Source organism: Microlunatus parietis (assembly GCF_013407955.1).
GTDB classification, from domain to species: domain Bacteria; phylum Actinomycetota; class Actinomycetes; order Propionibacteriales; family Propionibacteriaceae; genus Microlunatus; species Microlunatus parietis.
Genome location: NZ_JACCBU010000001.1, coordinates 6,947,493 through 6,971,179, shown reverse-complemented (window position 1 = coordinate 6,971,179; position 23,687 = coordinate 6,947,493). Strand labels below are relative to the sequence as shown.

Here is a 23,687-nt window from a genome sequence, read left to right as displayed (position 1 = left end):
CAATCTACCCGCGCGCCTCTCGCTCGATCGCGCGCATGATCCGCTTGGCGGACACCGGCGCCGCCGTCCCCAGCCGCTGGGCAAACAGGCTGACCCGCAACTCCTCGATCAGCCAGCCGATCTCGGCCACCTGGTCCGGCAGCGGCCCGGGCGGCAGGCCGGCGCACAGTTCCGCGTACGCGTCCTCGCAGTCCAGCACCGTCGCCAGCGCCTGGTCGTCCCGGGCCACGTTGCCGGGCAGTGCCTCGGCCCGCAGCACGGCGGCCCGCAGGTAGCGCGGGACCTGGACCAGGTGCCGGTACGGCGTCGCGGCCAGGAAGCCGGCGAAGACCAGGTTCCGCAGCTGCTCGGTCAGGTCGTCGGCGGCTGCCGGGCTGACCCGGCGGACCCGGTCCAGGCCGGCCCGGGCCTGCTGCCAGAGCCGTACGCTCTCGGCGGCCAGGACGACCAGCTCGAGGGCCAGCTCCGCCGCGTCGGCCCGGACCCGGTCGGCCAGCGGCCGGAACGCCGCCTCGGAGCGGATCTGATCGGCTCCGCCGGCGCGATCGATCAACTCGCTGACGGCGGCCAGCCGGGCGTCCACCAGCAACTCCGGCACGCTGGGGTACGGACTCGAGCCGAGCGCCAGCTTGTCGGTGTTGGACAACCCGCCGACCAGCCAGCGGGTGATGTCCGGGATGTTCAGCAGCACCAGCCGGCGCAGCCCGAGCCGGTGACTGTGCCGCTGCCGCAGCGGCGAGTCGAGCACCGTGACCGCGACCGCGTCGCCGGCATCGGACAGGGCCGGATAGCCGACCGCGCCGTCGCCGAGCCGCAACTCGGTCGCGATCTCGCCGAACTTCCAGGTGGTCGCCGGCGGGCTGAGCCGGTCGGCCGCGGCGCTGCGCAGGGTCTTGGTGACCTGCCCGACCAGCCGGTCCCGGAGCTCGGTCAGGTCCTTCCCCTCGGCCACCGTCCGGTCGCCGTCGGTGATCACGAACGTCGTCTCGACATGGCCCGGCACCGTGCCGGTCCGCCAGTCCCCCGGCTCGATCAGCTCGCCGGTCAGGCCGCGGATCGCGCGGGCCAGCCCGTCGGTGAGCGACCCGGATCGCTGGTCGGGATGGGCGTCCAGCCAGGCCAGCGCGCGCTCGGCGTACTCACGGGCGGGGACGAGGTTGCGCCGGACCGCCTTGGGCAGGGACCGGATCAGTTCGGTGGCCAGCTCCACCCGGGCGCCGGGTACCTGCCAGCTGAACGGGGCCGGATCCACCTGGTTGAGCAGCGCCAGCGGCACCTCGACGCTGACCCCGTCCCGTTCGGTGCCCGGATCGAACCGGTAGCTGACCGAGTAGTCGTGGCTGCCGACCGACCAGACGTCCGGGAACTGGTCCGGGTCGGCACCGCGGTCGTCCAGGACCAGGTCGGACAGGGAGAGCGTGAGCAGGTCCGGCGTCTCCTGCTGTGCGTCCTTCCACCACCGGTCGAAGTGCGCACCGGAGACCACCTCGGCCGGGATCCGGGCGTCGTAGAAGTCGAAGATCACCTGGTCGTCGACGACGATGTCGCGGCGCCGGGTCCGCTCCTCCAGCTCCTCCGCCTCGGCCCGGGTCTCGGCGTTGGCGGCGAAGAACCGGTGCCGCGTCCGCCAGTCCCCCTCGACCAGCGCGGACCGGATGAAGATCTCCCGGGCCTCGGCCGGATTGATCTTGCCGTAGCCGACCGGCCGGCCGGCGATGATCGGGATCCCGTACAGGCTGACCGTCTCGGAGGCGACCACCGAGCCGGCCCGGGCCGACCAGTGCGGCTCGGCGTAGCTGCGCTTGAGCAGGTGGCCGCCGACCTCCTCGATCTGGGCGGCGTCGACCGGCGCAACGGTACGGGCCCAGAGCCGGGTCGTCTCGACGATCTCGGCCGCCATCACCAGCGGCGGCTGGGTCTTGGCCACGCTCGAACCGGGATTGATCGCGAACCGGGTGCCGCGGGCGCCGAGGTATTCCCGGGGCCCGCGCTGCCGCCGCCCTAGGGAGCCACGATCGGGCTGGCCGCGGGCCGGCTTCTGGTCCGGTTCGGCCAGGCCGACGTGGGACAGCAGCCCGGACAGGACCGCGGTATGGATCGAGGCGTGCGACGCCGGAGCGGTGTTCCGGCCGAGACCCAGGTCGCGGGCGATCTGGCGCAGCTGGCCGTGCAGGTCCTGCCACTCCCGGATCCGGAGGAAGTGCAGGAACTCGTCCCGGCAGAGCCGCCGGAATGCGTTGCCGGACAGGGATTTCTGGCGTTCCTTGAGGTAGTCCCAGAGCCGCAGGTAGGCGATGAAGTCGCTGCCGTCCGGCTCCGCTTCTTGATCATCGCCAGCCCCGCTCGGGGCCCAGAACCGGCGGTGCAGCGCGGTCGCCCGGTCGGCCTGGTCGGCCGGCCGCTCCCGCGGATCCTGGATCGACAGCCCGGCGACGATGATCAACATCTCGGCCAGGCAGCCGTACCGTTCGCCGGCCAGCAGCATCCGGCCCATCCGCGGATCCAGCGGTACGGCAGCGAGCCGGTGCCCGATCTTGGTCAGCCGCGGGCGGTCCCGGTCGCCCTTCCCCTGACCACGCAGGGCGCCCAACTCGTCGAGCAACCGGATGCCGTCGGTGATCTGGGCGGCGTCGGGTGCCTCGACGAACGGGAACGACCGGATCTCGCCGAGGTCGGCCGCGGTCAACTGCAAGATCACCGAGGCCAGGTTGGTGCGCAGGATCTCCGGTTCGGTGAACTCGGGCCGGCCGAGGTAGTCCTCCTCCTCGTACAGCCGGATGCAGATGCCCGGCGCCACCCGGCCGCACCGGCCGGCGCGCTGGTCCGCCGACGCCCGGGAGATCGGCTCGATCGGCAGCCGCTGCACCTTGGTCCGGGCCGAGTAGCGGGAGATCCGGGCCAGGCCGGTGTCGATCACGTACCGGATGCCGGGCACGGTCAGCGAGGTCTCGGCGACGTTGGTGGCCAGCACGATCCGTCGCCCGGTGTGGGAGCTGAACACCTTGTGCTGCTCGGCCGCGGACAACCTTGCGTACAAGGGAAGGACCTCGGTGAACCGCAGCCCGAGCCCGTTGATCGTCTCGGCCGCGTCGCGGATCTCCCGCTCGCCGGAGAAGAAGATCAAGATGTCGCCGTCGCCCTCCGCGGCCAGCTCCTTGACCGCCTCCGCGACCGCCGCCGACTGATCGACGTCGGGGTCCTCCAGCAGCGGCCGGTAGCGCACCTCGACGGGATAGGTGCGACCCGACACCTCGACGATCGGCGCCGGATTCCCTTGCTCGTCGGCGAAGTGGGCGGCGAACCGCTCGGTGTCGATGGTGGCCGAGGTGATGATCACCTTCAGCTCCGGCCGTTTCGGCAGCAGCGTCCTCAGGTAGCCGAGCAGGAAGTCGATGTTCAGGCTGCGCTCGTGCGCCTCGTCGATGATGATCGTGTCGTAGCGGCGCAGCTGGCGATCATGGGCGATCTCGGCCAGCAGCACGCCGTCGGTCATCACCTTGACCCGGGTGTCCTTGGACGCCTTCCGGGTGAACCGGACCTGGTAGCCGACCAGGTCGCCGAGCTCGACCTGCAGCTCCTCGGCGATCCGTTCCGCAACCGTACGGGCAGCGATCCGCCGCGGCTGGGTGTGCCCGATCTTCGTCCGGCCGAGCTTGAGGCAGATCTTCGGGAGCTGGGTGGTCTTGCCGGACCCCGTCTCGCCGGCCACCACCACGACCTGGTGATCGCGGACCGCGGCGGCGATCTCGTCGACCCGGTCGCTGATCGGGAGCTCCGGGGGGAACTCGATCCGCGGGTCGCACATTCCGGCCATCCTAGGCGCCGCCCCAGCAAGACGACGAACCGATTAACGCCGAGCCCCACCGCACTTGTCCTTCGACCCTACGGCCCGAACCGCACCGTCAACCGGCGGATCCGGTCGCCGTCGAGTTCGAAGATCATCACACCCGCGTCCTGGTCAGGCTCGGCATCCCAGGCGTACCGAGCGGTGATCCGGTCCTCGGCGACGGCGCGGTCAAGGGTGCGCAGCGTGTCGTCCGGCGGCGCCGCTGCGTAGCCCGCCCGGATCGCCTCCCGACCGCGATACGGCCCGACCGGCGGTCCCTCGAAGATCAACTCCGCGTCGTCGGTGAACCCGGCCAGCATCGGCTCGTAGTCCCCGGTGCGGACACCGTGGTTGAAGGCGGCGACGTGGCGATCCAGCAGTTCCGAGCGATCCATCGGCATAGTGTCGGGCCGGAATCCCCGTGCTGGCAAGGGTTCCCGGCGTACGATCCGATCATGCTGACGCTCGGCCTGGCGATCTTGATCTACTGCGTCGCCCGCGCCGTCATCGAGGGCCGCTCCGACCCGCCCCTCGCGCGGTCCGACTGATCCGGCCCCGCCAGGAACCGTACCGACCGCTCGACCACGTCCGGGTCGCGCAGGATCCGGTAGTGGCCCAGTCCGTCGGTGCCGACGATCTCGGTGGCCGGCCAGCGCTCGGCCAGCCGCTCCCCTTCCTGGTACGGCGTGTCCCGGTCCCCGTGGTCGTGGATGATCAAGGTCGGCGGCCGCGGCACCGAGTCCGGCACCGCGAGCGCGTTCAGGTCGGTCAGCGGCCGGCCGGCCACCTGCTGCAGCCGGACCAGGAACGCGACCGACGACCGGCGACCCAGCCCGAGCTGCTCCCGGAACCGGTCCACCACCAGCAGCGGGTCCGCACTCGGCGACAGCAGGACCAGCCGGCCCGGCGCCAGCCCGTCCCGCAGCGCGAGGATCGTGGTGGCCGTACCGAGTGAGTGGGCCACGATGCCGGCCGCCGGCCCGTGCACCGCGACCACGGCGCGCAGCGTCTCGGCGAACTCGATCGCGCTCGCCTGATGCCGGCCGAGTTCGCCCGGCCCGGAGTCGCCGTGGGCCGGGGCGTCGAACCCGACCACCCGGTAGCCGGCCGCCCGGAGAGGCTCGACGAACGCGCCGAGCTGACCCCGCCAGCCGCCCCAGCCGTGCACCAGATAGATCGTGCCCGCCGGAGCCTGCCCGTCCGGCGCCCAGGTCTCCACCCGGACCCGGCGCCCGCCGGTCAGCGTGAGCTCCGACTCCTGGCCCGGGCCGGGACGGTTGTCCTGCCGGCGCCCCGCGGCGCTCGGCGGCGTCGCCCAGAGCCGCAACGCCAGCCGGCCGGCCAGCCTGGGCGCGACGCGCTCGCCGACAGCCAGGGCGAACTTGATCGCCCGAAGCCGGGCGGGCTCTGATTTCCGTACGATCGTGCTTTTTTCTGTCGATGGTTCTGCGCTCATGGTGGAACCTCTCCTGAAGGTTTATCCGGTGGCGGCGGCGTCGGCGAGCAGGCGTTCGAAGGCCTGCCGGGCCCGGTGTTCGGCGTCGGGGTCGGCGAGCAACTGGGAACTGAGGTAGAAGGCGAGCATGATGCCGTACAGGTCGGTGGCGAGCTGTTCCGGATCGGTGTCGGGCCGGAAGTGCCCCTCGGAGATCCCGGTCCGGGCGATCTGGGCGATCGAGTCGAGCAGATCCCGGTGGGCCTGCACCAACTCGTCCCGGACCGGCCCTTCCTGCTGGTCGAATTCGTTGGCAGCCTTGACGAACAGGCAGCAGCCCGGCCGCCCCACAGCGGCCCAGGACGACCAGTGCTCGAACAGCGCCCGGAGCCGCGGGATCCCGCGCGGTGTGGCCAGCGCGGGCCGGACCACGCGATCACCGAAGTCGGTCCGCGCCTCGGCCAGCACGGCCAACTGCAGGGCCTGCTTGGACCGGAAGTGCGCGTAGAGACCGCTCTTGGACAGTCCGGTGACGACGGCGAGACTGCCGATGGTCAGGCCACCCAGCCCGATCCGGTACGCGGTCTCGACACCGCGCTGCAGGATCAGTCGACGGGTCTCGTCACCCTTGGCCACGCGCCCAAATCTAGCACGGTCGTGCTACTAGAACCGAGCGGGTTCCTGATAGCTGCCCCACACCTCGCGCAGGGTGCCGCAGATCTCACCCAGGGTCGCCTCGGCGCGGGCCGCCGCGAGCATCGGCTCGATCAGGTTCGCGTCGCCGGTGGCCTGTCGCTTCAACTCGGCCAGCGTCGCGTCCACCTCGGCCTGGTCCCGGGCCGCCCGCCGCTCCGCGAGCGCGACGCGCTGCTGTTCCTCGACCTCGTGGCCGACCCGGAGGATCTCGACCGGTTCGGTGACCGACTCGAGTTGGCTGTTCACGCCGACCACCCGCTTGTCGCCCTTCTCGACGGCCGCCTGGTAGCGGAACGCCGACTCGGCGATCTCGCCGGTGAACCAGCCCTCCTCGATCCCGCGCAACAACCCGGCGGTCATCGTCCCGTCGCCGCCCAACTCGAGGATCTTGGCGAAGATCTGCTCCGCCTCCGCCTCCATCCGGTCGGTCAGTTCCTCCACGTACCAGGAACCGCCGAGCGGGTCGACGACGTTGGTCACGCCGGTCTCTTCGGCCAGCACCTGCTGGGTCCGCAGCGCGATCTCGGCCGACCGCTCGGTCGGCAGGGCGAGCGTCTCGTCGAGCGCGTTCGTGTGCAGCGAGTTGGTCCCGCCGAGGACCGCGGCGAGCGCCTCGACGGCGGTCCGGACCACGTTGTTGTACGGCTGCTGCGCGGTCAGCGACACCCCGGCCGTCTGGGTGTGGAACCGGAGCCACTGGGCCTTCGCCGTCTTGGCCCCGTACCGGTCGCGCAGCCAGCGGGCCCAGATCCGCCGGGCCGCCCGGAACTTCGCGATCTCCTCGAAGAAGTCGATGTGGGCGTCGAAGAAGAAACTCAGCCCGGGCGCGAACAGGTCGACGTCGAGCCCGCGGGACAGCCCCAGCTCGACGTAGCCGAACCCGTCCGCCAGCGTGTACGCCAGCTCCTGCACCGCCGTCGAGCCGGCCTCCCGGATGTGATAACCGGACACGCTGAGCGGCTTGTACGCGGGCATCCCGGCGCAGGTGTACTCCATCAGGTCGCCGATCAGCCGCAGGTGTGGCTCCGGCGAGAAGAGCCACTCCTTCTGCGCGATGTACTCCTTGAAGATGTCCGTCTGCAGCGTCCCGTCCAGCACGGCCGGGTCGACGCCCTGACGTTCGGCCGCGACGACGTACATGCAGAAGATCGGCACCGCCGGGCCGGAGATCGTCATCGAGGTGGTCACCGCACCGAGATCGATCCCGTCGAACAGCAGCTCGAGATCGGCCGCCGAGTCGATCGCGACGCCGCAGTGGCCGACCTCGCCGAGGCTCTGCGGCTCGTCGGAGTCCCGGCCCATCAGGGTTGGCATGTCGAACGCGACGCTCAGCCCGCCGCCGCCCCGGGCCAAGATCATCTTGTACCGCTCGTTGGTCTGCCGGGCGTTGCCGAAGCCGGCGAATTGCCGGATCGTCCACTGCCGGCCGCGGTAGCCGGTCGGATAGAGACCGCGGGTGTACGGATACTCCCCCGGCCAGCCGATCCGCTCCATCCGCTCGTCCGCGGCTTCGTCGACGGGGCCGTAGACGGGGTCCACCTCGGCCCCGGACAGGGTGCTGAAGTCCGCGTCCCGGACCCGGCCGGCCCGCTCGGCCTCCGCATAGGCGGCCCGCCAGCGCTCGTAGCCGGGACGTCGCTCAGACTCGCTCATAACGAAATACTAGGACGCCCTACTAAATCTCACCACTGGACTAAAGCGGCGTCTCCACCCACCGTTCCCATGACATCTACCCGGGGTTAACCTCCGCGACGCCAACCCGTCCTAGCGTCCCCGCCGTGGTGAAGACCTCCGAACAACTCCGCGTCGTCGCGATCATCCCGGCCCGAGGCGGCTCCAAGGGCGTACCGGGCAAGAACCTGCGCCGGGTCGGCGGGGTGCCGCTGGTCGCCCGCGCGGTCGCGGCCTGCCGTCGGTCCCGCTTCATCGACGCCGTGTACGTCAGCACGGACGACCCGGAGATCGCCGAGATCGGCCGCGCCGCCGGCAGCCGCGTGATCGAGCGGCCGCCGACCATCGCCGGTGACCTGGCCAGCTCGGAGTCGGCGCTGCTGCACGCGTTGGAGGAACTCGCTGCCGCCGGCCACCAGCCGGACGTGCTCGTCTTCGTCCAGTGCACCAGCCCGTTCATCCAGCCCGACGACCTCGACAACGGGGTGTCGCTGGTGCTCGACGACGACTGCGACAGCGCGTTCTCCGGCGTCGCGACGTACGACTTCATCTGGCGCGACCGGGCCGACGACGTGCTGCCCGGCGGCGGCGCCATGGTCGGCCAGAACCACGACGCGGCAGTACGGCCCCGGCGGCAGGACCGGCGGCCCGACTTCCGCGAGACCGGCGCCTTCTACATCATGAAGGTGGCCGGCTTCCGGGCCCACCAGCACCGCTTCTTCGGCCGGACCCGAGTGGTCGAGGTGCCCGAGCTGACCGCGATGGAGATCGACACCCCGCAGGAGTTGATCATGGCCGAGTCGCTGGCCAGCCTGGTCGACCCGCCGAGCACCGAGCTGGTCGGCGTCCGGGCCCTGGTCACCGACTTCGACGGCGTACACACCGCCGACACCGCCTACGTCGACCAGGACGGCCACGAGACGGTCCGGGTCAGCCGCAGCGACGGCTACGGCATCGCCGAACTGCGCCGGGCCCAGGTCCCGATCCTGATCTTGTCCAAGGAACGCAACCCGGTCGTGGCGGCCCGCGCCGCCAAGCTCGGCGTGGAACACCTGCAGGGCATCGACGACAAGATCAGCGCCCTGTCGGCCTGGCTGGCCGAGCGCGGCATCGACAGCCGCGACGTGGCCTATCTCGGCAACGACGTGAACGACCTCGGCCCGATGTCCCTGGTCGGCTGGCCGGCCGCCGTCGCCGACGCGCACCCGCAGGTCCGGTCCGCGGCGCGGGTGATCTTGAACCGGTCCGGTGGCAACGGCGCGGTCCGCGAGATCTGCGACCGGATCCTGTCCGGCCGCCGGCTCGAGGACTCGGTCAGCGCCGCCGAGGCCGGCGCTTCGCCAGTCGCCGGACCCGACGAATCATCGGCCAGGTCCGAGCCGGCAGTTCCAGCCGGAGCCGCCGCTTCAGCCGGGCCGAACGGGAGTCGACCGGCATCGTGATCGACGGGGCCAGGCCGTGCAGCTCGCGGATCGCGAGCAGGTCGTCCAGCCGGTCCAGCCAGTCCGACTCCGCCTCCGGGTGGAAGTAGTTGTCCATCAACCAGTCCTTGTTGGGCGACTTGAACTCGCCCCGGCGCAGATCGTCCAGCGTGCCGAGGCAGCCGGACTCCGCGTAGACGGTGTTGATCATGGTCTGGTTGACGCCGAAGTCGTTCAAGATCAACACGCCGACCCCGGCCGCCATCGCCTCCAGCGCCGCCGTCGACGACACCGTGACCAGGCCGTCCGCGCCCTCCAGCGCCGCCCGCATCGAGCCCTGGGTGAACGACACCCGGCGCCGGGACAGCTGCTCGTTCTTGACCAGCTGCTTCCACAGCCCCTGATACGGATGCTGCTCGTTGTGGGTCTGCTGCTCGTCCGCGGCGGCCCGCAGCTTGACCACCGGCCGGACATCGCCGGGCAGTTCCGCGAGGGCCCGCAGGATCTGCCGGCGCTGCTCCGCCTTCGGCGGTACCATCGCCTGGCCGGCGAACAGCACCCGCGGCGGCGACTGCGGCTCGAGCCCGTCCGGATTCTGCGCGCCGGGCTCGGTGTCGACCAGGAACGGCAGCCGGGTCAGCCCGACCCGGAGCCCCGGAGCCATCGTCTGGGCCAGCGTGCTGAACTCGCGGCGCTCCCGCCGGGAGTGCACGATCAACAGGTCGCAGCCGGCCCGGAACCGGACCGCCCGCGGGCTGGCCGGGAAACTGATCCCGGGCAGCCCGGTGATCAACACCGGCCGCCGCAGCGAGTCGGACAGCCCGCGCTGGGCGGACAGCTGCCCGACCGTCGGCCCGGTACAGCCGAGCAGCACCGCGTCCGGCCGTTCGAAGCCGATCCGGTGGATCAGTTCACGGCGCGACAGCACCTCGACCGGCTGGTCGGTGACCGCGGCGATCTGCGCCGGCGACGGCTGGGTCGGGTTGCGGACGATGATCGTGTCGCAGGTCCAGCCGTACGGCAGGCGCGCAGCGGTGGCATGGGTCCATTTGAGGTACGAGTCGGAGTCGGCGACCGCAATCATCCGCGGCATCGTGGCCTCAGAAGTCTCCGGCCGCGGCGCGCGGCGTCGTCAGCAATTCGGTCAGCCGGTCGCAGTCGTCCTCCGACATCGCGCCCAGCGCGAACCGTGCCCCGACGATCAGGTCGGTGGCCTGCTGCAACACCTCGCGGCCGGCCGGGGTGATCGCGGCGAGCACCGCCCGCCCGTCCTCCGGATGCCGATTCCGGGTGATGAAGCCCGAGTTCTCCAGCCGCTTCACCAGCGGCGTGACCGAGGTGGCGTGCACCTGCAGGCGCTCCCCGATCTTGCCCAGCGGCAACGCGCCGCGCCGGGAAAAGGCGAGCAGCACCAGCACCTCGTACCGGGCGAAGGTCAAGCTGAGCGGCCGGAGCAGTTCGTCCAACTCGGTGAGCACCAGCTGGTGCACTCGCATCAGCGAGGTGACCGCGCGCATCCGGGGCGTCTCGGCCCAGCGCCGGGACCACTGCTCGGCGGCTGCCTGGATCGGATCGAACGGCAGCCGGTGGCGATCGGACGATTCGCGCACCGGCTGCGGGACCAGCCTCGGACGCTCCGGACCGGCGGGACTGTGTCCCCCCGTTTCCGCGCGCGAAGCCTGGGTCACGTTTCTTCCTCTTTACTGATCTGCATGCTGGCCCGAAGACCGGACCGCTGGATCACGGTCTGGATCGTAGCGTCTCGCTCGTCCGGCCGCCCAACCCAGCGAATGTCGCGCAGGCCCTGATCCTGGGCGGCGGACTCGAACACCAGGTGTCCGTACCCGAAAACCCGGCCGATCACCGGCTTCTCCACCGTGATGTCGAGGATTCGGGCCATCGGCATCGTCGCCCGGTTCTGGGTGAACACGCCGTGCACGCGGAACACCCGCATCGTCGTGATCACGAACCGGTCCATGTGGGCGGTCAGAATGCGCCAGCCGGCCTGCAACGCGATGATCAACGCCGCCACCATCAGCAACGCGCCGGCCAGCGGACCGACGAAGATCGACACGCAGGCCAGGATCACCGCGATGATGACCCGCACCACCGGGAAGGCCACCGCCATCCAGTGCCGGCGCACCTCGTCGACGATCTGCTCCCCCTCACCAACCAGCAGATAGTTCTCGACGTGCGGATCGATCAGCCGGCTGAGCGCGCCGAACACCTACTCACCCGGCAAGGGCGCTGAAGAACACGACGAACGAGTTCAGCGCGTTGGCGACCGCGTCGACCCCGCTGCGCACGGCGCCCGCGGCACCGTTCGGATTCCCGATCAGGTAGAAGGCGACGAACGCCACCACCATGACCAGCAAGATTCGCTTGATCCACTTCATTCAGATCAACACCTTCTGCTCGACGCGGGGCCTGGGTCCCCACCATTGTCACCTCAGTCGCCCCGATACGCAGCCCTGCCACGCCGACCTTCCTGCCTCACCCGAGACCACCCGCAGCGCACCGTCCGGGTCACTCCCGCGCAGCGACCAGTCTATCGGCCGCAGCGTACGGGTCCAGCCTTCCGTCTCGTACGTCCTCGGCGAGTTCGACCAGCCGGTCGCCGCCGCCGGAGTCCGCGGCGCCGAGCCTACGTCGGAGCGAGGCCAGCGCAAGCGCCGACACCTCCGTTTCCGCCCGGCCCAATCGCCGGTCCTGCCAGCGCCCGGTCCGCTCCGCCTCGGCCCGGAACCGGTCCAGCCGTCCCACCAGGTCGGCGATCCCCTCGCCGGTGGTCGCGACGGTCCGGACGATCGGCGGCTTCCAGTCGTCCGGGCCGTGATCGGCCAGCGCGACCATCCCGCGGAGCTCCCGGATCAGGCTCTGGGCGCCGTCCCGGTCGGCCTTGTTCACCACGAAAAGGTCGCCGATCTCCAGTACGCCGGCCTTGGCCGCCTGGACCCCGTCGCCCATCCCGGGCGCCAGCAGGACCACGCAGGCGTCCGCGATCCGGGCCACCTCGACCTCGGACTGGCCGACGCCGACGGTCTCCACCAGGACCACGTCGTAGCCGGCCGCGTCGAAGCCGCGCAGCGCCTGCGGCGCCGCCGCCGACAGGCCGCCCAGATGGCCCCGGCTGGCCATCGACCGGATGAACACGGCGTCGTCCAGCGCGTACTCCTGCATCCGGACCCGGTCGCCGAGCAGGGCGCCGCCGGAGAACGGCGACGACGGATCGACCGCGAGCACCCCGACCCGGTCGCCGCGGGCCCGCAGGGCGCCGATCAGCTCCGCGGTCACCGACGACTTGCCGACGCCCGGCGCGCCGGTCAGCCCGATCACGTACGCGTGCCCGGTGGCCGGCGCCAGCGCCGCGGCCAGGTCACGCAGCACCGGTGCGTCGTCCTCGATCGCCGACAGCACCCGGGCCAGCAGCCGGCGGTCGCCGGCCCGCAGCCGCTCCCGTACAGTCTCGGGGTCGATCACGCGTCGCCGACGGTGAGCAGCAAGGCGTCGCCCTGGCCCCCGCCGCCGCACAGCCCGGCCACGCCGGTGCCGCCGCCGCGGCGGCCGAGTTCCAGGGCGAGGTGCAGCACCAGCCGGGCCCCGGAGGCACCGATCGGGTGGCCGAGCGCGACCGCGCCGCCGTTGACGTTGACCCGCTCGTCGATCGCGGAGTCGGACAGGCCGAGGTCGCGGGCGCTGGCCACCGCGACGGCGGCGAAGGCCTCGTTGATCTCGATCAGGTCCAGCGCGGCGACGTCGACGCCCTGCCGTTCGCAGGCCCGCCGGATCGCGTTGGCCGGCTGCAGTTGCAGCGACGAGTCCGGACCGGCCACCTGCCCGTAGGCGCCGATCGTGGCGAGCACCCGCCAGCCGTTGCGGCGGGCCACCTCGGCGTCGGCGACGATCACCGCGGCGGCGCCGTCGGAGATCTGGCTCGAACTGCCGGCCGTGATCGTTCCGCCGGCGCCGAACGCGGGCGGCAGCTCGGCCAGCGTCTCGGCCGTGACGCCGGGCCGAATCCCCTCGTCGGCGGCGACCAGCGAGGGCGCGCCGCGGCGGTGGGCGACCTCGATCGGCTCGATCTCCTCGGCGAACACCCCGGACTGGGTCGCGGCCAGCGCCCGCTGGTGCGACCGCGCCGCGAACGCATCCTGGTCGGCCCGGCTGACCAGGGCGTCGCCGGTGTTGCAGCTCTCGGTCAGCGCGCCCATCGCCTGATCGGTGAACGGGTCCCAGAGTCCGTCGTGCGCCATGTGGTCGACCAGCCCGGCCGGCCCGTACTTCACACCGGTCCGCGAGGTCGGCAACAGGTGCGGCGCCAGCGACATCGACTCCATCCCGCCGGCGACGACGACCTCGGCCTCGCCGGATCTGATCATGAGATCGGCCAGCGCGATCGCGTTCAGGCCGGACAGGCAGACCTTGTTGACGGTCAGTGCCGGCACGTCCAGGGCGATTCCGCCGGCGACGGCTGCCTGCCGGGCCGGGATCTGGCCGGCGCCGGCCTGCAGCACCTGGCCCATGATCACCGAGCCCACCGCGGCCGGGTCGACCCCGCCGCGGCGCAGGGCGGCAGCGATCGCGTGCCCGCCCAGTTTCGTTGCGGGGAACCCGCTCAGTCCGCCCAGCAGCCGCCCGATCGGCGTCCGCGCTCCGCCGACGATCACCGAAACCACGACGCTCTCCCCTCAGTCCGCGGGCGTCCCGCACCCGTTCCAGATCAGTGTGACACTGGTCGTCTTGGGCGTGACCGCCGATGAGGATACGGTAAGGAGAACGCACTCGGGTGCGTTCTCATCAGCGTGCACGGAGAGGACCGGATGTGGCTTCGGAAGAAACCGGCCTGAATCTCTTTGACGATACGGCAAGTGCGGTCGGCAACTTCCCGTCCGCGATCCGCGGGTACGACAGGTCCGCGGTTGACGACTACGTGCGGACCCTCGAAGCAACCGTCGTCAATGCACGTCGTCAGGCCAGGGACCTCGAGGACCAGTTGGCTGCGGTCAGTGATCAACTGAACCAGGCCAACAGCCGACCGGCACCGGACAACGTCGACTACGCCAACCTCGGCGGGCGGGCGACGGACATTCTGCGGCTCGCCGAGGAACAGGCCCGCGAGATGGTCGACCGCGCCTCGGTCGACGCGGACCGGATCCGCGAGGTGGCCCGGCGGGAGGCCGACGGGATCCGGCAGGCCGCTGCCCGCGAGGGCAGCAACATCAAGAACACCGGCAAGTCCGAGATCGAGCAGATCCGCAGCCGGACCCGCGAAGAGGCCAAGTCCCACGTGGAGAAGGCCGCGGCCGAGGCGGCCAACATCGTCGCCGCGGCCCGCCGCGAGGCCGAGGCGCACCGGCGCCAGGCCGAGCAGGAGGCCCAGACCGTACGCCAGCAGGCCTATCTGGACACCGAGACGCTGCGCCGGCAGGCCGAGCGGGAGGTGGCCGAGACCCGGCAGCAGATCGCCAGCGAGCGGGAGGCGGCGATCAGCCAGCTGAAGGCGACCCACGAGGAGCACGTCAGCAAGACCACGGCGCTGCTGGCCGAGGCGACCCAGCACAACAAGGACGCCACCGCCCGGCTGGAGAAGGACATCGCCGAGGCCGAGCGGATCCGGTCGGAGGCCGTGGCCGAGGCCGAACGGATCCGGACCGAGGCGATCGCCAACGCCGAGGAGCGGATCGCTGCGGCGAAGAAGCAGGCCGCCGCGATCAACGAGCGGACCCAGCAGGAGTTCTCCTGGCGCAAGCAGCAGCTGAAGCGGGAGACGGACCTGCTCGGGCAGCGCAAGCAGGCGGTGCTGAACCAGCTGGCGAGCCTCTCCGCGCTGGCCGAACAGACCGCGCAGACGTTCCCCGACCTGGACGAGCTGGAGGGCTTCGAGGCCGAGCACGGCGACACCACGCTGCTCCGGCCGCCGAACCTGCCGCCGTCGCTGCCGGAGGGATCCAGCGGCGACGCCGAGGACACGATCGACCCGGCCAAGCCGGACGGCGCGCCGTCCGACGCCGAGCCGGCGGCGAAGTCGGGAGGGGTTCCGAAGTCGGAGCCGGCCGCCCAGCCGCCGTTCGATCCGGACACCACGATCGTCCAGGCGGCCGTCCGCGACGGACAGCCGGCCGGCTCGCCGGCCTCGGCCGGTGGCCCGCAGCCGGGTGCACCGGCGCCGGGCTCGGCCGGCTCCCCCGCCGCCTCGGCGACCTCGCCGTCGGCGAAGCCCGACGACGACGGCACGCTGATCCGCGACAAGGACCGCGCGGCCGGCGCGGGCCAGCCGCCCCAGCACCAGTCCGCGCAGCACCAGCCCACGTCGAATCAGCCCGCGCAGAACCAGCAGCGCCCGCAGGGCCAGCCGGGACCGAATCAGGCCCGCCCGAACCAGCCGGGGCCGCACCAGGCCGGACCGAACCAGCGACCGAACCCGGCGCAGCACCCGCAGTCCCCGCCGGGGCAGCCGCAGCAGGGCCAGCGACCGCCGAACCAGCAGGGCCTCGGGCATCCGGGCCAGGGGCAGCCTCCGCAGGGCCAGCCCCGGCACGCCCAGCCGCAGGGCCAGCCGGGTCCCGGCCAGCAGGGTTCGGGTCAGCCGCAGGGAGGCCAGCCGCAGGGACCGGGCCAGCGCAGCCCGCAGAGCCCGCAGGGCCAGCCGCACCCGCAGGGCGGCGACCACACCGTGCTCGCACCGCCGCCGGCGCGTCCGGCCGGCACCGAGCACCTGCCACGTCCGGGCGCGAGCCCGTACCCCGAACAGACGGGCGGGAGCGGCCAGGGGTCGCAACCGTATCGTGGCTGAACCGACCGATCCCTCACCAGCCGAACCCTCGCGAGCAGAGCCCTCCAAGGCACCTCGGCGGCCGCCGACCGCCGAGGTGACCCCGGGTCCGGATGCGGTGACCGAGCCGCAGCGTCGGTTCCTGTTCCAGATGCCGCCGTTCTGGATCGGCTTCTCCGGGACGCTCGGCGCGCTGATCGCGTTCGGCCTGGCCAACCTCGTGTTGCAGGCCCGGTCGGTGTTGATCTTGATCCTGGTCGCGATGTTCATCGCGCTGGGCCTGAACCCGATGGTCGAGCTGCTGCGGAAGCGGGTGCGGCGCCGCTGGCTCGCGGTGCTGATCGTCGTCCTCGGGCTGCTGGTCGTGCTCGGCCTGGCCAGCTTTGCCATCGTGCCGGTGTTCACCCAGCAGATCACCAACCTGGTGGTGCAGGCGCCGACGATCTTGAGCGACCTGTTGCGCAACCCGCAGATCGATGCGTTCGACCAGCAGTACCAGGTGATCTCGAACCTGACCCAGTTCCTCGGTTCGGGAGCCTGGGTCAATCAGCTGTTCGGCGGCATCCTCGGTGCCGGTCAGATCGTGATCGGGGCGGTGTTCTCCGGCTTCACCCTGTTGATCTTGACCCTGTGGTTCCTCGCCTCGCTGCCGGCGATCAAGGCCGGCATCTACCGGCTGGCGCCGGCTTCGAAGCGGGATCGGGTGGCCGAACTGGGCGACATGGTGTCGGACCGGATCGGGTCGTACCTCTCCGGGCTCTTCGTCGTGGTCACCTGCGCCGGCATCGGATCCTTCGTCTTCCTTTGGATCGTGGGGATCTGGGTACCCGAGCTGCGCAACTTCGCGCTGGCGCTCGCGGTGCTGGTCGCGCTGTTCGACTTCATCCCGATGATCGGCCCGCCGATCGCCGCGGTGATCGTCTGCGTGATCGCTTTCGTCCAGTCCCCGGTGAGCGGGATCGCCGCGGTGATCTACTACCTGATCTACCTCCAGTTCGAGAGCTACGTGCTCTCGCCGCGCGTCATGAAGCGGTCGGTCAACGTTCCCGGCGCGTTGGTGGTCATCGCCGCCCTCATCGGCGGTACGCTGCTCGGCGTGGTGGGTGCCCTGATCGCGGTGCCCACCGCTGCCGCTGTCCTGCTCCTGCTGCACGAAGTCGCGCAGCCGAAGTTGGACACTTCCTGACCAAAGCGGGCCCTCCCGAACCCGATTCCGTGCGAATCCTAAGAAAAATCGCCGCAGACCCTCGTCGGATCGGCGTTGGCTCAGTAGCATGACTCGGGCTCGGGGAAAAGCATTTGGCGTCAGGTGGCGCCTGTCCACACGTACCACAAGCCCCGAGGATTCGAGTGAGCGCATTCGCCCAAACCACCACCCCCCAGTTTCCGCTGGTCCGAAAGGGATACGACCCGACCGCCGTGTCGAGTCAACTCCAGAAGCTGGAAAGCCGGATCGAGGTCCTCTCGAGCTCGACCGACCAGCTGAACCAGCAGATCGCGGATCTGACCGAGGAGAACGAGCAGCTCCGCAAGGCTCTCGATGAAACCTCCAAGGGTGGCGAAGTCAACTTCACCAATCTCGGCGGTCGCGCCGGCGACATCCTGCGGATCGCCGAGGAGCAGGCCAAGGATGTGACCGAGCGGGCCACCGCAGAGGCCGACGAGGCACTGCAGAAGGCCCGTGCCGAGATCGAGATGCTCAACCAGCACGCCGCGGAAGAGCGCGCCGAGCTGAAGGCCTCCGGCACTGCGGAGATCGAGCGGCTCCGGCAGCAGGCCGCGGCCGACGCCGACAAGCTGCTCAGCAAGACCCGCGGCGAGACCGAGCAGCTGATGACGGCGGCCCGGCTGCAGGCCGAGGCCGTCACGACCGAGGCCGATCGGAAGGCTCGGGCTCAGGTCCAGTCCGCCGAGATCAAGGCGAAGTCGATCGTCGCTTCCGCCGAGAAGGAGATCGCCGACGTCCGCCAGCAGGTCGCCACCGAGCGCGACGAGCTGCTGACGGAGCTCCGGACCACGCAGCAGGAGTCCGAGGCCAAGCTGTCCAAGCTGCTGTCCGAGGCCACTGAGCACCACCGGACCTCGTCGCAGCACCTGGCCGAGGAGGCCGAGAACGCCGCCAAGCTGCGTTCCGACGCCCTGGCCGAGGCCGAGCAGATCAAGGTCGCCGCGGTGGCCGAGGCCGACCAGCTGGTCGCCCAGGCACAGCACCAGGCCGCGACGATCGACGAGCGGGCTCGGCAGGAGTTCGCCTGGCGGAAGCGTCAGATGCGCAGCGAGTACGAGCTGCTCGGCCGTCGCAAGCAGGAGATGCTCAGCCAGCTGGCCTCGCTCTCCGCGCTCGCGCTGGAGACCGCGGAGAAGCTGCCTGAGGTTCCGGAGCTCGACTTCACCGATCTCGAGCGGCAGGACTCCAAGACGGCGGACGTCTCATGAGCCCGGTCAACTTCTGAGGTACCCGCCTCACTCTTCCCCACCTGCACGCAACAACGCGGCGGGCCCCGGTCACTCGGCCGGGACCCGCCGCGTTGGTGTTCTGGCGGGCTCGAGCGCCAACGCATCCCGAGCTTGTCAAAGGGCAGAGATTGATCGGATCAGCTGTTTTCGGTTCGGGCGCGGTGGACCCGGGCTCAGGGAACGTGGGTTTCCGGATCAGAAGAGGCGCTCGGTCGGGTCGTCCAGGCCGCGCAGTAGATCGTAGTCGACCGTGACGCAGGCGATCCCGCGATCGGTCGCGACCACCTTGGCCTGCGGCTTGATCAACTGCGCGGCAAAGACGCCCTGAACGTCGCCGAGCAGCGGGTCGCGCCGGAGCAGTTCGAGATAGCGGGTCAGCTGCTCGACGCCGTCGATCTCGCCGCGCCGCTTCACCTCGACCGCGACGTAGCCGCCCTCGGCGTTGCGGCAGAGTAGGTCGACCGGACCGATCGCGGTCGGGTACTCCCGCCGGACCAGGCTCCAGCCGGCACCGAACGTCTCCGGGTGCTCGGCGAGCAGTTCCTGCAGGTGCGCCTCGACGCCGTCCTTGCGCAGGCCCGGGTCCACCCCGAGCTCGTGGCTGGAGTCGTGCAGCACCTCGGCGAGGGCGATCCGCAGGGTCTCCCCCTCGGCGTTCTTGACCTCCCAGACAGCCTTCAGCGCCTCCAGCCCCGGCACCTCGGCCTCGTCGGACTCGGCCGGCAGCTCGGTCAGCGTGCACGGCGGGCTCATCCAGTTGAGCGGCTTGTAGGCCCGGTCGTCCGCATGGATCGACACCGATCCGTCGGCCTTGATCAGGATCAGCCTGGTCGCCATCGGCAGATGAGCGGTCAGCCGACCGGCGTAGTCGACCTGGCAGCGAGCAATCACCAAACGCACCCGGACACCGTACCGGCGCGAGCCCGCTCGACCGCAGCCGAACCGCCGCCACCGGTCTGGCAGACTGCAGGGCGTGATGATCAACTCCTCGGCCGTGGTCTTGTGGTGATCATGGTCCGCCGCCGCAGCAAGCACACCCGGCCGGCCCGGCCGCTGGGAGCCCATCACGCCCACGCCGAGGACAAGGGCGACGGCCGCTGGATCGTCCGTACGGTGCCGGGAGCCAAGGCCGAGAAGGAGTACCGCTGCCCCGGCTGTGATCAGCCGATCCGGCCCGGCACGCCGCACCTCGTCGCCTGGCCGGACGACCCGGGCTGGCTGGCCGACTCCGGCCTGGAGTCCCGGCGGCACTGGCACACCGCCTGCTGGCAGCGTCGCCGATGAGCACAGCAGTGCTCAACACCATGACCGTCGGCGACCACGGCAGCCGGGTCGTCTTCTGCCACGGCCTGTTCGGGCAGGGCCGGAACTGGACCGCGATCGCCAAGGCGCTCTCCGCTGATCACCGCAGCCTGCTGGTCGACCTGCCCAACCACGGCCGCTCGCTGTGGACCGACGACGTGGCGTACCCCGCTGTCGCCGACCTGGTCGCCAGCAGGCTGGCCGAGCTGACCGGCGGCGAACCGTTCGCGCTGGTCGGCCATTCGATGGGCGGCAAGATCGCGATGATGATCGCGCTGCGGCACCCCGAGCTGGTCGAGCGGCTGTGCGTGGTGGACGTGTCGCCGCGGCCGCAGCAGCTGACCGGCGACAGCCCGTTCGCCCGGTACGTCCGCGGCATGCGTTCGCTCGACCTGGACGGGCTGCCCGACCGGGCCGCGGCCGACCAGGCCCTGGTCCCGTGCGTCGAGGATCCGGTGGTCCGCGGCTTCCTGCTGCAGAACCTGCGCCGGGACGGCGATCACTGGCGCTGGCAGCAGAACCTGCAGGTGCTCGGCGACCGGCTGGACGTGCTCGGCTCCTGGCCGGAGGTGACCCAGCCGCCGTACGACGGCCGGGTGCTCTGGGTGGCCGGGCAGCGGTCGGACTACATCACCGACGCCGACCGGGAACCGATGCGGGCACTGTTCCCGGCCGTCCGCAAGGTCGTGATCAAGAACGCCGGCCACTGGGTGCACTCCGAGCAGCCGGAATCCTTCCTGGCCACCCTGCGGGTCTTTCTCGCCGCCTGACCCGGTTGCCGCCAAGATGGGGCCATGCATCTGCTCCCGCTGGACGTAGCGCCGGAACCGGCGACCCAGGTCGGCCCGGTCGTGATCATCGTCGTGCTGGCCGTGATCGCCGCCGTGGTGGCCGTACTGCTGATCCGCTACCTGCGCCGGTGATTCAGAGCCGGTCCATGATCAACGACAGCAGCGCGGAGCCGGCCAGCACCGAGAGCGCGTTCACGCCGAGCGCCACCGGCCAGGCCCAGACCGGCCCGGCCCATGGCGGCGCCGAGCCGAGGTCGGCGGAGCGACGCCGGACCACCAGCGCAACGATCAGTCCCTCGATCCCGACCGCGAGCAGTTCCAGCGGAATGACCAGCCAGGGCAGCTGCCCGACGGTCAGCCAGAGCAGCGGGTGGGTGGCCAGGTTGACCAGGATCGCGAGCAGGACCGCCACTGGCATCCGCAGTGGGGCCCGGCGGCCCAGCCAGCCCAGCGTCGCCCAGCCGAGCAGATAGCCGGGGATCTCGATGGCACAGGTCAGCGCGAACGCCGGCAGCAAACCGTCGGCCCAGCTCAACACCGCCTCCACCACCGTGCCCAGTCTGCCCGTTCCCGGTCCGCGCGGGGCGCTGCTCGCAACATTGATGATCATCGCCGCCGTCGGGGCGCTGGCCCTCGCCCTCCGCGCGCCGTTGGCCCTGACGGTGCTCGGGCTGATCGCGTTCGGCGTGCTTCACAACGTGCTCGAGTTGCGGTACGTCGCCGGCCGGTTCGCCGCCATCCTGACCGGCCGGTTCCTGATCCTGCTGGTGATCTTGATCAGCGGCATCGTGGCCTGCCGGCTGATCGCCGGCTACCTGCCCGCGCTGGCGAGGTATGCCGAGGTAGGGCTCGGCTATCTGGTCCTCGGCGTCGGCTGCTGGTACGGGTTGCGCGGCCGCCGGCTGGCCTTGGCCCTGCTGGTGCTGGCCGTCGCCGCGGTCGGCTCGTTCGCCTGGCCCTCGTACCACTTCGTGATGTTGACCCACCTGCACAACCTGGTGCCGCTGGTCTTCCTGTGGGAGTGGGCCGGCCGGATCCACGGGCCGGCCCGGGACTGGTTCCGGGCGTCGCAGGTGCTCTGGGTCCTCGTCGTCCCGGCGCTGATCCTGGCCGGCGCCGCCGACGGGTTGATCGTCGCCGACCCGGGCGTCGTCGCGGGCTTCGTCGGGGACGGGTCGCGGGTGATCGCCGCCAGCGCTCCCCCGGACGCCCCCGTCACGATCGGGCTCCGGCTGTTGGTGATCTTCGCGTTCCTGCAGACGATGCACTACGTGGTCTGGGTCGGCTTCCTGCCCAGGTACGCGCCGGAGGCCGCGGCCGCGTTCGACGCGCGGGTGCCCTGGCTCCGCGGCTGGCGGACCTGGGCGGTCGGGGCGGTCGGCGGCGTCTTCCTCGGCGCCCTGTTCGTCTCCGACTACTTCACCGGCAAGGCCCTCTACGGTGCGCTGGCCAGCTACCACGCGTACCTCGAGTTCCCGGTTCTCTTGGCGCTGCTGATGACGCCCGCGCGCCCCGTACCCAAAGTGTCTTGATGTCAAGATAGTCTGTGGTCATGCTGCACCACGTCCTGCTCGCCAGCCCGCCCGACTCCGAGGCCGCCTCCCGCACGTACTACGCCGACCTGCTCGGCCTGACCGAGATCGCGAAGCCGCCCGCGCTCGCCGCCCGCGGCGGCTGCTGGTTCCGCGGCCCCGGCTACGAACTGCACCTCGGCATCGAGGACGACTTCCGGCCGGCCCGCAAGGCCCACCCGGCGATCCGGGTCGGGGATCTGGACGCGCTCGCGGAGCGGTTGACGGCGGCCGGTCGCGCGATCCGGATCGACGACGAGCTGCCCGGCTTCCGCCGGTTCTACGCCGACGACCCGCACGGCAACCGGCTCGAGTTCGTCCAGCCGGTCGAGCCGGACTGGCCGCTCGGCGACGGGGTGATCGTGCGGCGGGCCAGGGCGGCGGACGTCGGCAAGATCATCGTGTTGCTCCGGGACGACCCGCTCGGCCGGGACCGGGAGACCGACGCCGCCGACGCCGCCGGGTACGCCGAGGCGTTCGCCGAGATCGAGCGCGACCCGAACCAGCTGCTCGCCGTGGTCGAGGACGACGGCCGGATCGTCGGCACCTGCCAGCTCACCTTCGTCGCCGGACTGTCCCGCCGCGGCACCCTGCGGATGATCATCGAGGCGGTCCGGGTCGCCGCCGACCAGCGCGGCCGGGGCCTCGGCGCACGGCTGATCGGCTGGGCGATCGAGCGGGCCCGGGAGCGCGGCGCGGGGCTGGTCCAGCTGACCACCGACAAGTCACGGGTGGACGCGCACCGGTTCTACGAACGGCTCGGCTTCGTCGCCAGCCACGAGGGGATGAAGCTCCAGCTCAGTCGCTGAGCTTGATCACCTTGCTGATCTTGGCCGGATTGTTCGGCTTGCCGCCACCGTACGGATTCGTGCCGTCCTGCCCCTCGGCCGCGATCCGCTGCACGACCGCGGTCGACGCCGCGTCCATGGTCCCGAAGATCGTGTACTTCTGCTCCATCGCGTCCAGGCCCGTGGAGTCGTTGTAGACAAGGAAGAACTGCGAGCCGTTGGTGTTCGGCCCGCCGTTCGCCATGGCGATCACGCCGGTGGTGTACGACTCCGTACCGTCGGTCTCGTCGGCGAAGCTGTAGCCGGGATTGCCGCCGCCGTCGCCGGCCGGGTCGCCGCACTGGAGCACGTAGATGCCCGAGTCGACCAGCCGCGGGCAGGCGGTCTGGTCGAAGAAGCCCTGCAGCGCCAGCGACTCGAACGAGTTCACCGTGCAGGGTGCCTTGGCCCGGTCCAGGGTCAGCTTGACCTCGCCCTCGTTGGTCATCATCGAGAACACCGGCTGGCCGGCGTTGGCGACCCCGGTCGTCTTCGGCGGCTGGACCGGCTTGGACGCGGTGCCGGTGGCCGGATACTCGCAGGTCTCCGGGCCCTCCGGCACGGTCGTCACGCCCCCGGTCGCGGGCGGCTGCGGCCCGGCCTGGGTGGACCCGCCGGACGGGGACGCCGAGCCGGACGGGACCGGCGATCCGGACCCGGCCGGCGTGGACGGTGCCCCGGGACCTACGGGCGGACTGCTGGAAGGCGTGCTGCTCGGCGGGGCCGCACTCGAGGCGGGATCGTCCGGCGCTGCCGTACCGGAACTGAGCGGGTCGCTGACCGGGATGGTGCCGCAACCGGTGAGGAAGAGCGCCGCCAGGGCCAGGGCGATACGGCGCGGGACGGGATTCACGTGCCTACCTTGCCATGCGGCCTCGCCCGGCCCGGAGCCGACGCGCGCGCCGGTGGGAGGATGCG

General features: G+C 71.2%; 22 protein-coding genes and 1 pseudogene. 9 read left to right on the top strand and 14 right to left on the bottom strand.

The genetic code is table 11. From position 1 onward, the window contains the following. Positions 1–4 precede the first annotated feature (4 nt). The 5 genes from hrpA to icmA form a co-directional block, all read right to left on the bottom strand. A complete protein-coding gene (gene hrpA, locus BKA15_RS33480) occupies positions 5–3,805 on the bottom strand; it encodes an ATP-dependent RNA helicase HrpA (RefSeq protein WP_179757939.1) in 3,801 nt (1,266 codons plus the stop codon). Between the two features lie 77 nt (positions 3,806–3,882). Further along, positions 3,883–4,221, bottom strand: a complete 339-nt coding sequence (locus BKA15_RS33475) for a nuclear transport factor 2 family protein (RefSeq protein WP_179757938.1) — start codon at positions 4,219–4,221, stop codon at positions 3,883–3,885. A gap of 89 nt (positions 4,222–4,310) precedes the next feature. Then, positions 4,311–5,282 carry an alpha/beta hydrolase gene (locus tag BKA15_RS33470; RefSeq protein ID WP_179757937.1) on the bottom strand — a complete coding sequence of 324 codons (972 nt, stop codon included), beginning with the start codon at positions 5,280–5,282 and terminating at the stop codon, positions 4,311–4,313. A 21-nt stretch (positions 5,283–5,303) separates the two neighbouring features. Next, a complete protein-coding gene (locus BKA15_RS33465; protein WP_179757936.1) occupies positions 5,304–5,897 on the bottom strand; it encodes a TetR/AcrR family transcriptional regulator in 594 nt (197 codons plus the stop codon). A 27-nt stretch (positions 5,898–5,924) separates the two neighbouring features. Then, positions 5,925–7,610: a coenzyme B12-dependent isobutyryl-CoA mutase large subunit gene (icmA, locus tag BKA15_RS33460; RefSeq protein WP_179757935.1), complete on the bottom strand. Its 1,686-nt coding sequence runs from the start codon at positions 7,608–7,610 to the stop codon at positions 5,925–5,927. A 125-nt stretch (positions 7,611–7,735) separates the two neighbouring features. Between icmA and BKA15_RS33455 the strand changes: the two genes are divergently transcribed. Then, a complete protein-coding gene (locus BKA15_RS33455; protein ID WP_312879630.1) occupies positions 7,736–9,070 on the top strand; it encodes a cytidylyltransferase domain-containing protein in 1,335 nt (444 codons plus the stop codon). Positions 9,071–9,119: 49 nt separating this feature from the next. Here BKA15_RS33455 and BKA15_RS36115 read toward each other — a convergent pair. The 6 genes and pseudogenes from BKA15_RS36115 to BKA15_RS33430 form a co-directional block, all read right to left on the bottom strand. Beyond that, positions 9,120–10,133 (bottom strand): annotated as a pseudogene (locus BKA15_RS36115) (DUF6716 putative glycosyltransferase); the annotation flags it as partial. Positions 10,134–10,149: 16 nt separating this feature from the next. Further along, positions 10,150–10,659 carry a MarR family winged helix-turn-helix transcriptional regulator gene (locus BKA15_RS33450; RefSeq protein ID WP_312879629.1) on the bottom strand — a complete coding sequence of 170 codons (510 nt, stop codon included), beginning with the start codon at positions 10,657–10,659 and terminating at the stop codon, positions 10,150–10,152. A gap of 74 nt (positions 10,660–10,733) precedes the next feature. Next, positions 10,734–11,276, bottom strand: a complete 543-nt coding sequence (locus BKA15_RS33445) for a PH domain-containing protein (protein ID WP_179757934.1) — start codon at positions 11,274–11,276, stop codon at positions 10,734–10,736. A 4-nt stretch (positions 11,277–11,280) separates the two neighbouring features. Next, on the bottom strand, positions 11,281–11,445 hold the full coding sequence (locus tag BKA15_RS33440; protein WP_179757933.1) for a hypothetical protein: 165 nt from the start codon (positions 11,443–11,445) through the stop codon (positions 11,281–11,283). Between the two features lie 130 nt (positions 11,446–11,575). Further along, positions 11,576–12,529 carry a methylmalonyl Co-A mutase-associated GTPase MeaB gene (gene meaB, locus BKA15_RS33435; RefSeq protein WP_312879627.1) on the bottom strand — a complete coding sequence of 318 codons (954 nt, stop codon included), beginning with the start codon at positions 12,527–12,529 and terminating at the stop codon, positions 11,576–11,578. Then, a complete protein-coding gene (locus tag BKA15_RS33430; protein WP_179757932.1) occupies positions 12,526–13,725 on the bottom strand; it encodes an acetyl-CoA C-acyltransferase in 1,200 nt (399 codons plus the stop codon). The genes meaB and BKA15_RS33430 overlap by 4 nt, the downstream gene beginning before the upstream one ends. Before the next feature lie 146 nt (positions 13,726–13,871). Between BKA15_RS33430 and BKA15_RS33425 the strand changes: the two genes are divergently transcribed. The 3 genes from BKA15_RS33425 to BKA15_RS33415 all read left to right on the top strand — a co-directional run bounded on the left by BKA15_RS33425 (position 13,872) and on the right by BKA15_RS33415 (position 18,257). Then, positions 13,872–15,842, top strand: a complete 1,971-nt coding sequence (locus BKA15_RS33425; RefSeq protein ID WP_179757931.1) for a hypothetical protein — start codon at positions 13,872–13,874, stop codon at positions 15,840–15,842. 97 nt (positions 15,843–15,939) lie between these two features. Then, entirely contained in the window at positions 15,940–17,007 is a 1,068-nt protein-coding gene (locus BKA15_RS33420; protein ID WP_179757930.1) for an AI-2E family transporter, read from the top strand. A gap of 233 nt (positions 17,008–17,240) precedes the next feature. Next, positions 17,241–18,257 (top strand): coiled-coil domain-containing protein, encoded by a 1,017-nt coding sequence (locus tag BKA15_RS33415; protein WP_179757929.1) that lies wholly within the window; start codon positions 17,241–17,243, stop codon positions 18,255–18,257. 216 nt (positions 18,258–18,473) lie between these two features. Here BKA15_RS33415 and nucS read toward each other — a convergent pair whose 3' ends face one another. Further along, the gene (gene nucS / locus BKA15_RS33410) at positions 18,474–19,178 is read right to left on the bottom strand and encodes an endonuclease NucS (RefSeq protein ID WP_179757928.1); all 705 of its coding nucleotides are present in this window, start codon (positions 19,176–19,178) and stop codon (positions 18,474–18,476) included. Positions 19,179–19,289: 111 nt separating this feature from the next. Here nucS and BKA15_RS33405 point away from each other — a divergent pair, with 111 nt between their 5' ends. From BKA15_RS33405 to BKA15_RS36705, 3 genes are read left to right on the top strand one after another with little or no spacing between them, the layout of a single operon-like run. Beyond that, positions 19,290–19,562: an Rv1322 family protein gene (locus BKA15_RS33405; RefSeq protein ID WP_179758864.1), complete on the top strand. Its 273-nt coding sequence runs from the start codon at positions 19,290–19,292 to the stop codon at positions 19,560–19,562. After that, positions 19,559–20,350: an alpha/beta fold hydrolase gene (locus BKA15_RS33400; protein ID WP_179757927.1), complete on the top strand. Its 792-nt coding sequence runs from the start codon at positions 19,559–19,561 to the stop codon at positions 20,348–20,350. The genes BKA15_RS33405 and BKA15_RS33400 overlap by 4 nt, the downstream gene beginning before the upstream one ends. Positions 20,351–20,374: 24 nt before the next feature. After that, the gene (locus BKA15_RS36705) at positions 20,375–20,503 is read left to right on the top strand and encodes a hypothetical protein (protein WP_281385343.1); all 129 of its coding nucleotides are present in this window, start codon (positions 20,375–20,377) and stop codon (positions 20,501–20,503) included. A gap of 1 nt (position 20,504) precedes the next feature. On the opposite strand, the gene BKA15_RS33395 is transcribed toward BKA15_RS36705, so the two are convergent. Next, positions 20,505–20,921 (bottom strand): hypothetical protein, encoded by a 417-nt coding sequence (locus BKA15_RS33395; protein ID WP_179757926.1) that lies wholly within the window; start codon positions 20,919–20,921, stop codon positions 20,505–20,507. A 52-nt stretch (positions 20,922–20,973) separates the two neighbouring features. On the opposite strand from BKA15_RS33395, the gene BKA15_RS33390 reads away from it, so the two are divergent. Further along, on the top strand, positions 20,974–21,903 hold the full coding sequence (locus BKA15_RS33390; RefSeq protein ID WP_179757925.1) for a hypothetical protein: 930 nt from the start codon (positions 20,974–20,976) through the stop codon (positions 21,901–21,903). A gap of 20 nt (positions 21,904–21,923) precedes the next feature. After that, positions 21,924–22,751, top strand: a complete 828-nt coding sequence (locus BKA15_RS33385; protein ID WP_179757924.1) for a GNAT family N-acetyltransferase — start codon at positions 21,924–21,926, stop codon at positions 22,749–22,751. Here the strand turns inward: BKA15_RS33385 and BKA15_RS33380 are convergent. Further along, positions 22,741–23,622 carry a peptidylprolyl isomerase gene (locus tag BKA15_RS33380; protein ID WP_312879626.1) on the bottom strand — a complete coding sequence of 294 codons (882 nt, stop codon included), beginning with the start codon at positions 23,620–23,622 and terminating at the stop codon, positions 22,741–22,743. The genes BKA15_RS33385 and BKA15_RS33380 overlap by 11 nt on opposite strands. Positions 23,623–23,687 lie beyond the last annotated feature (65 nt).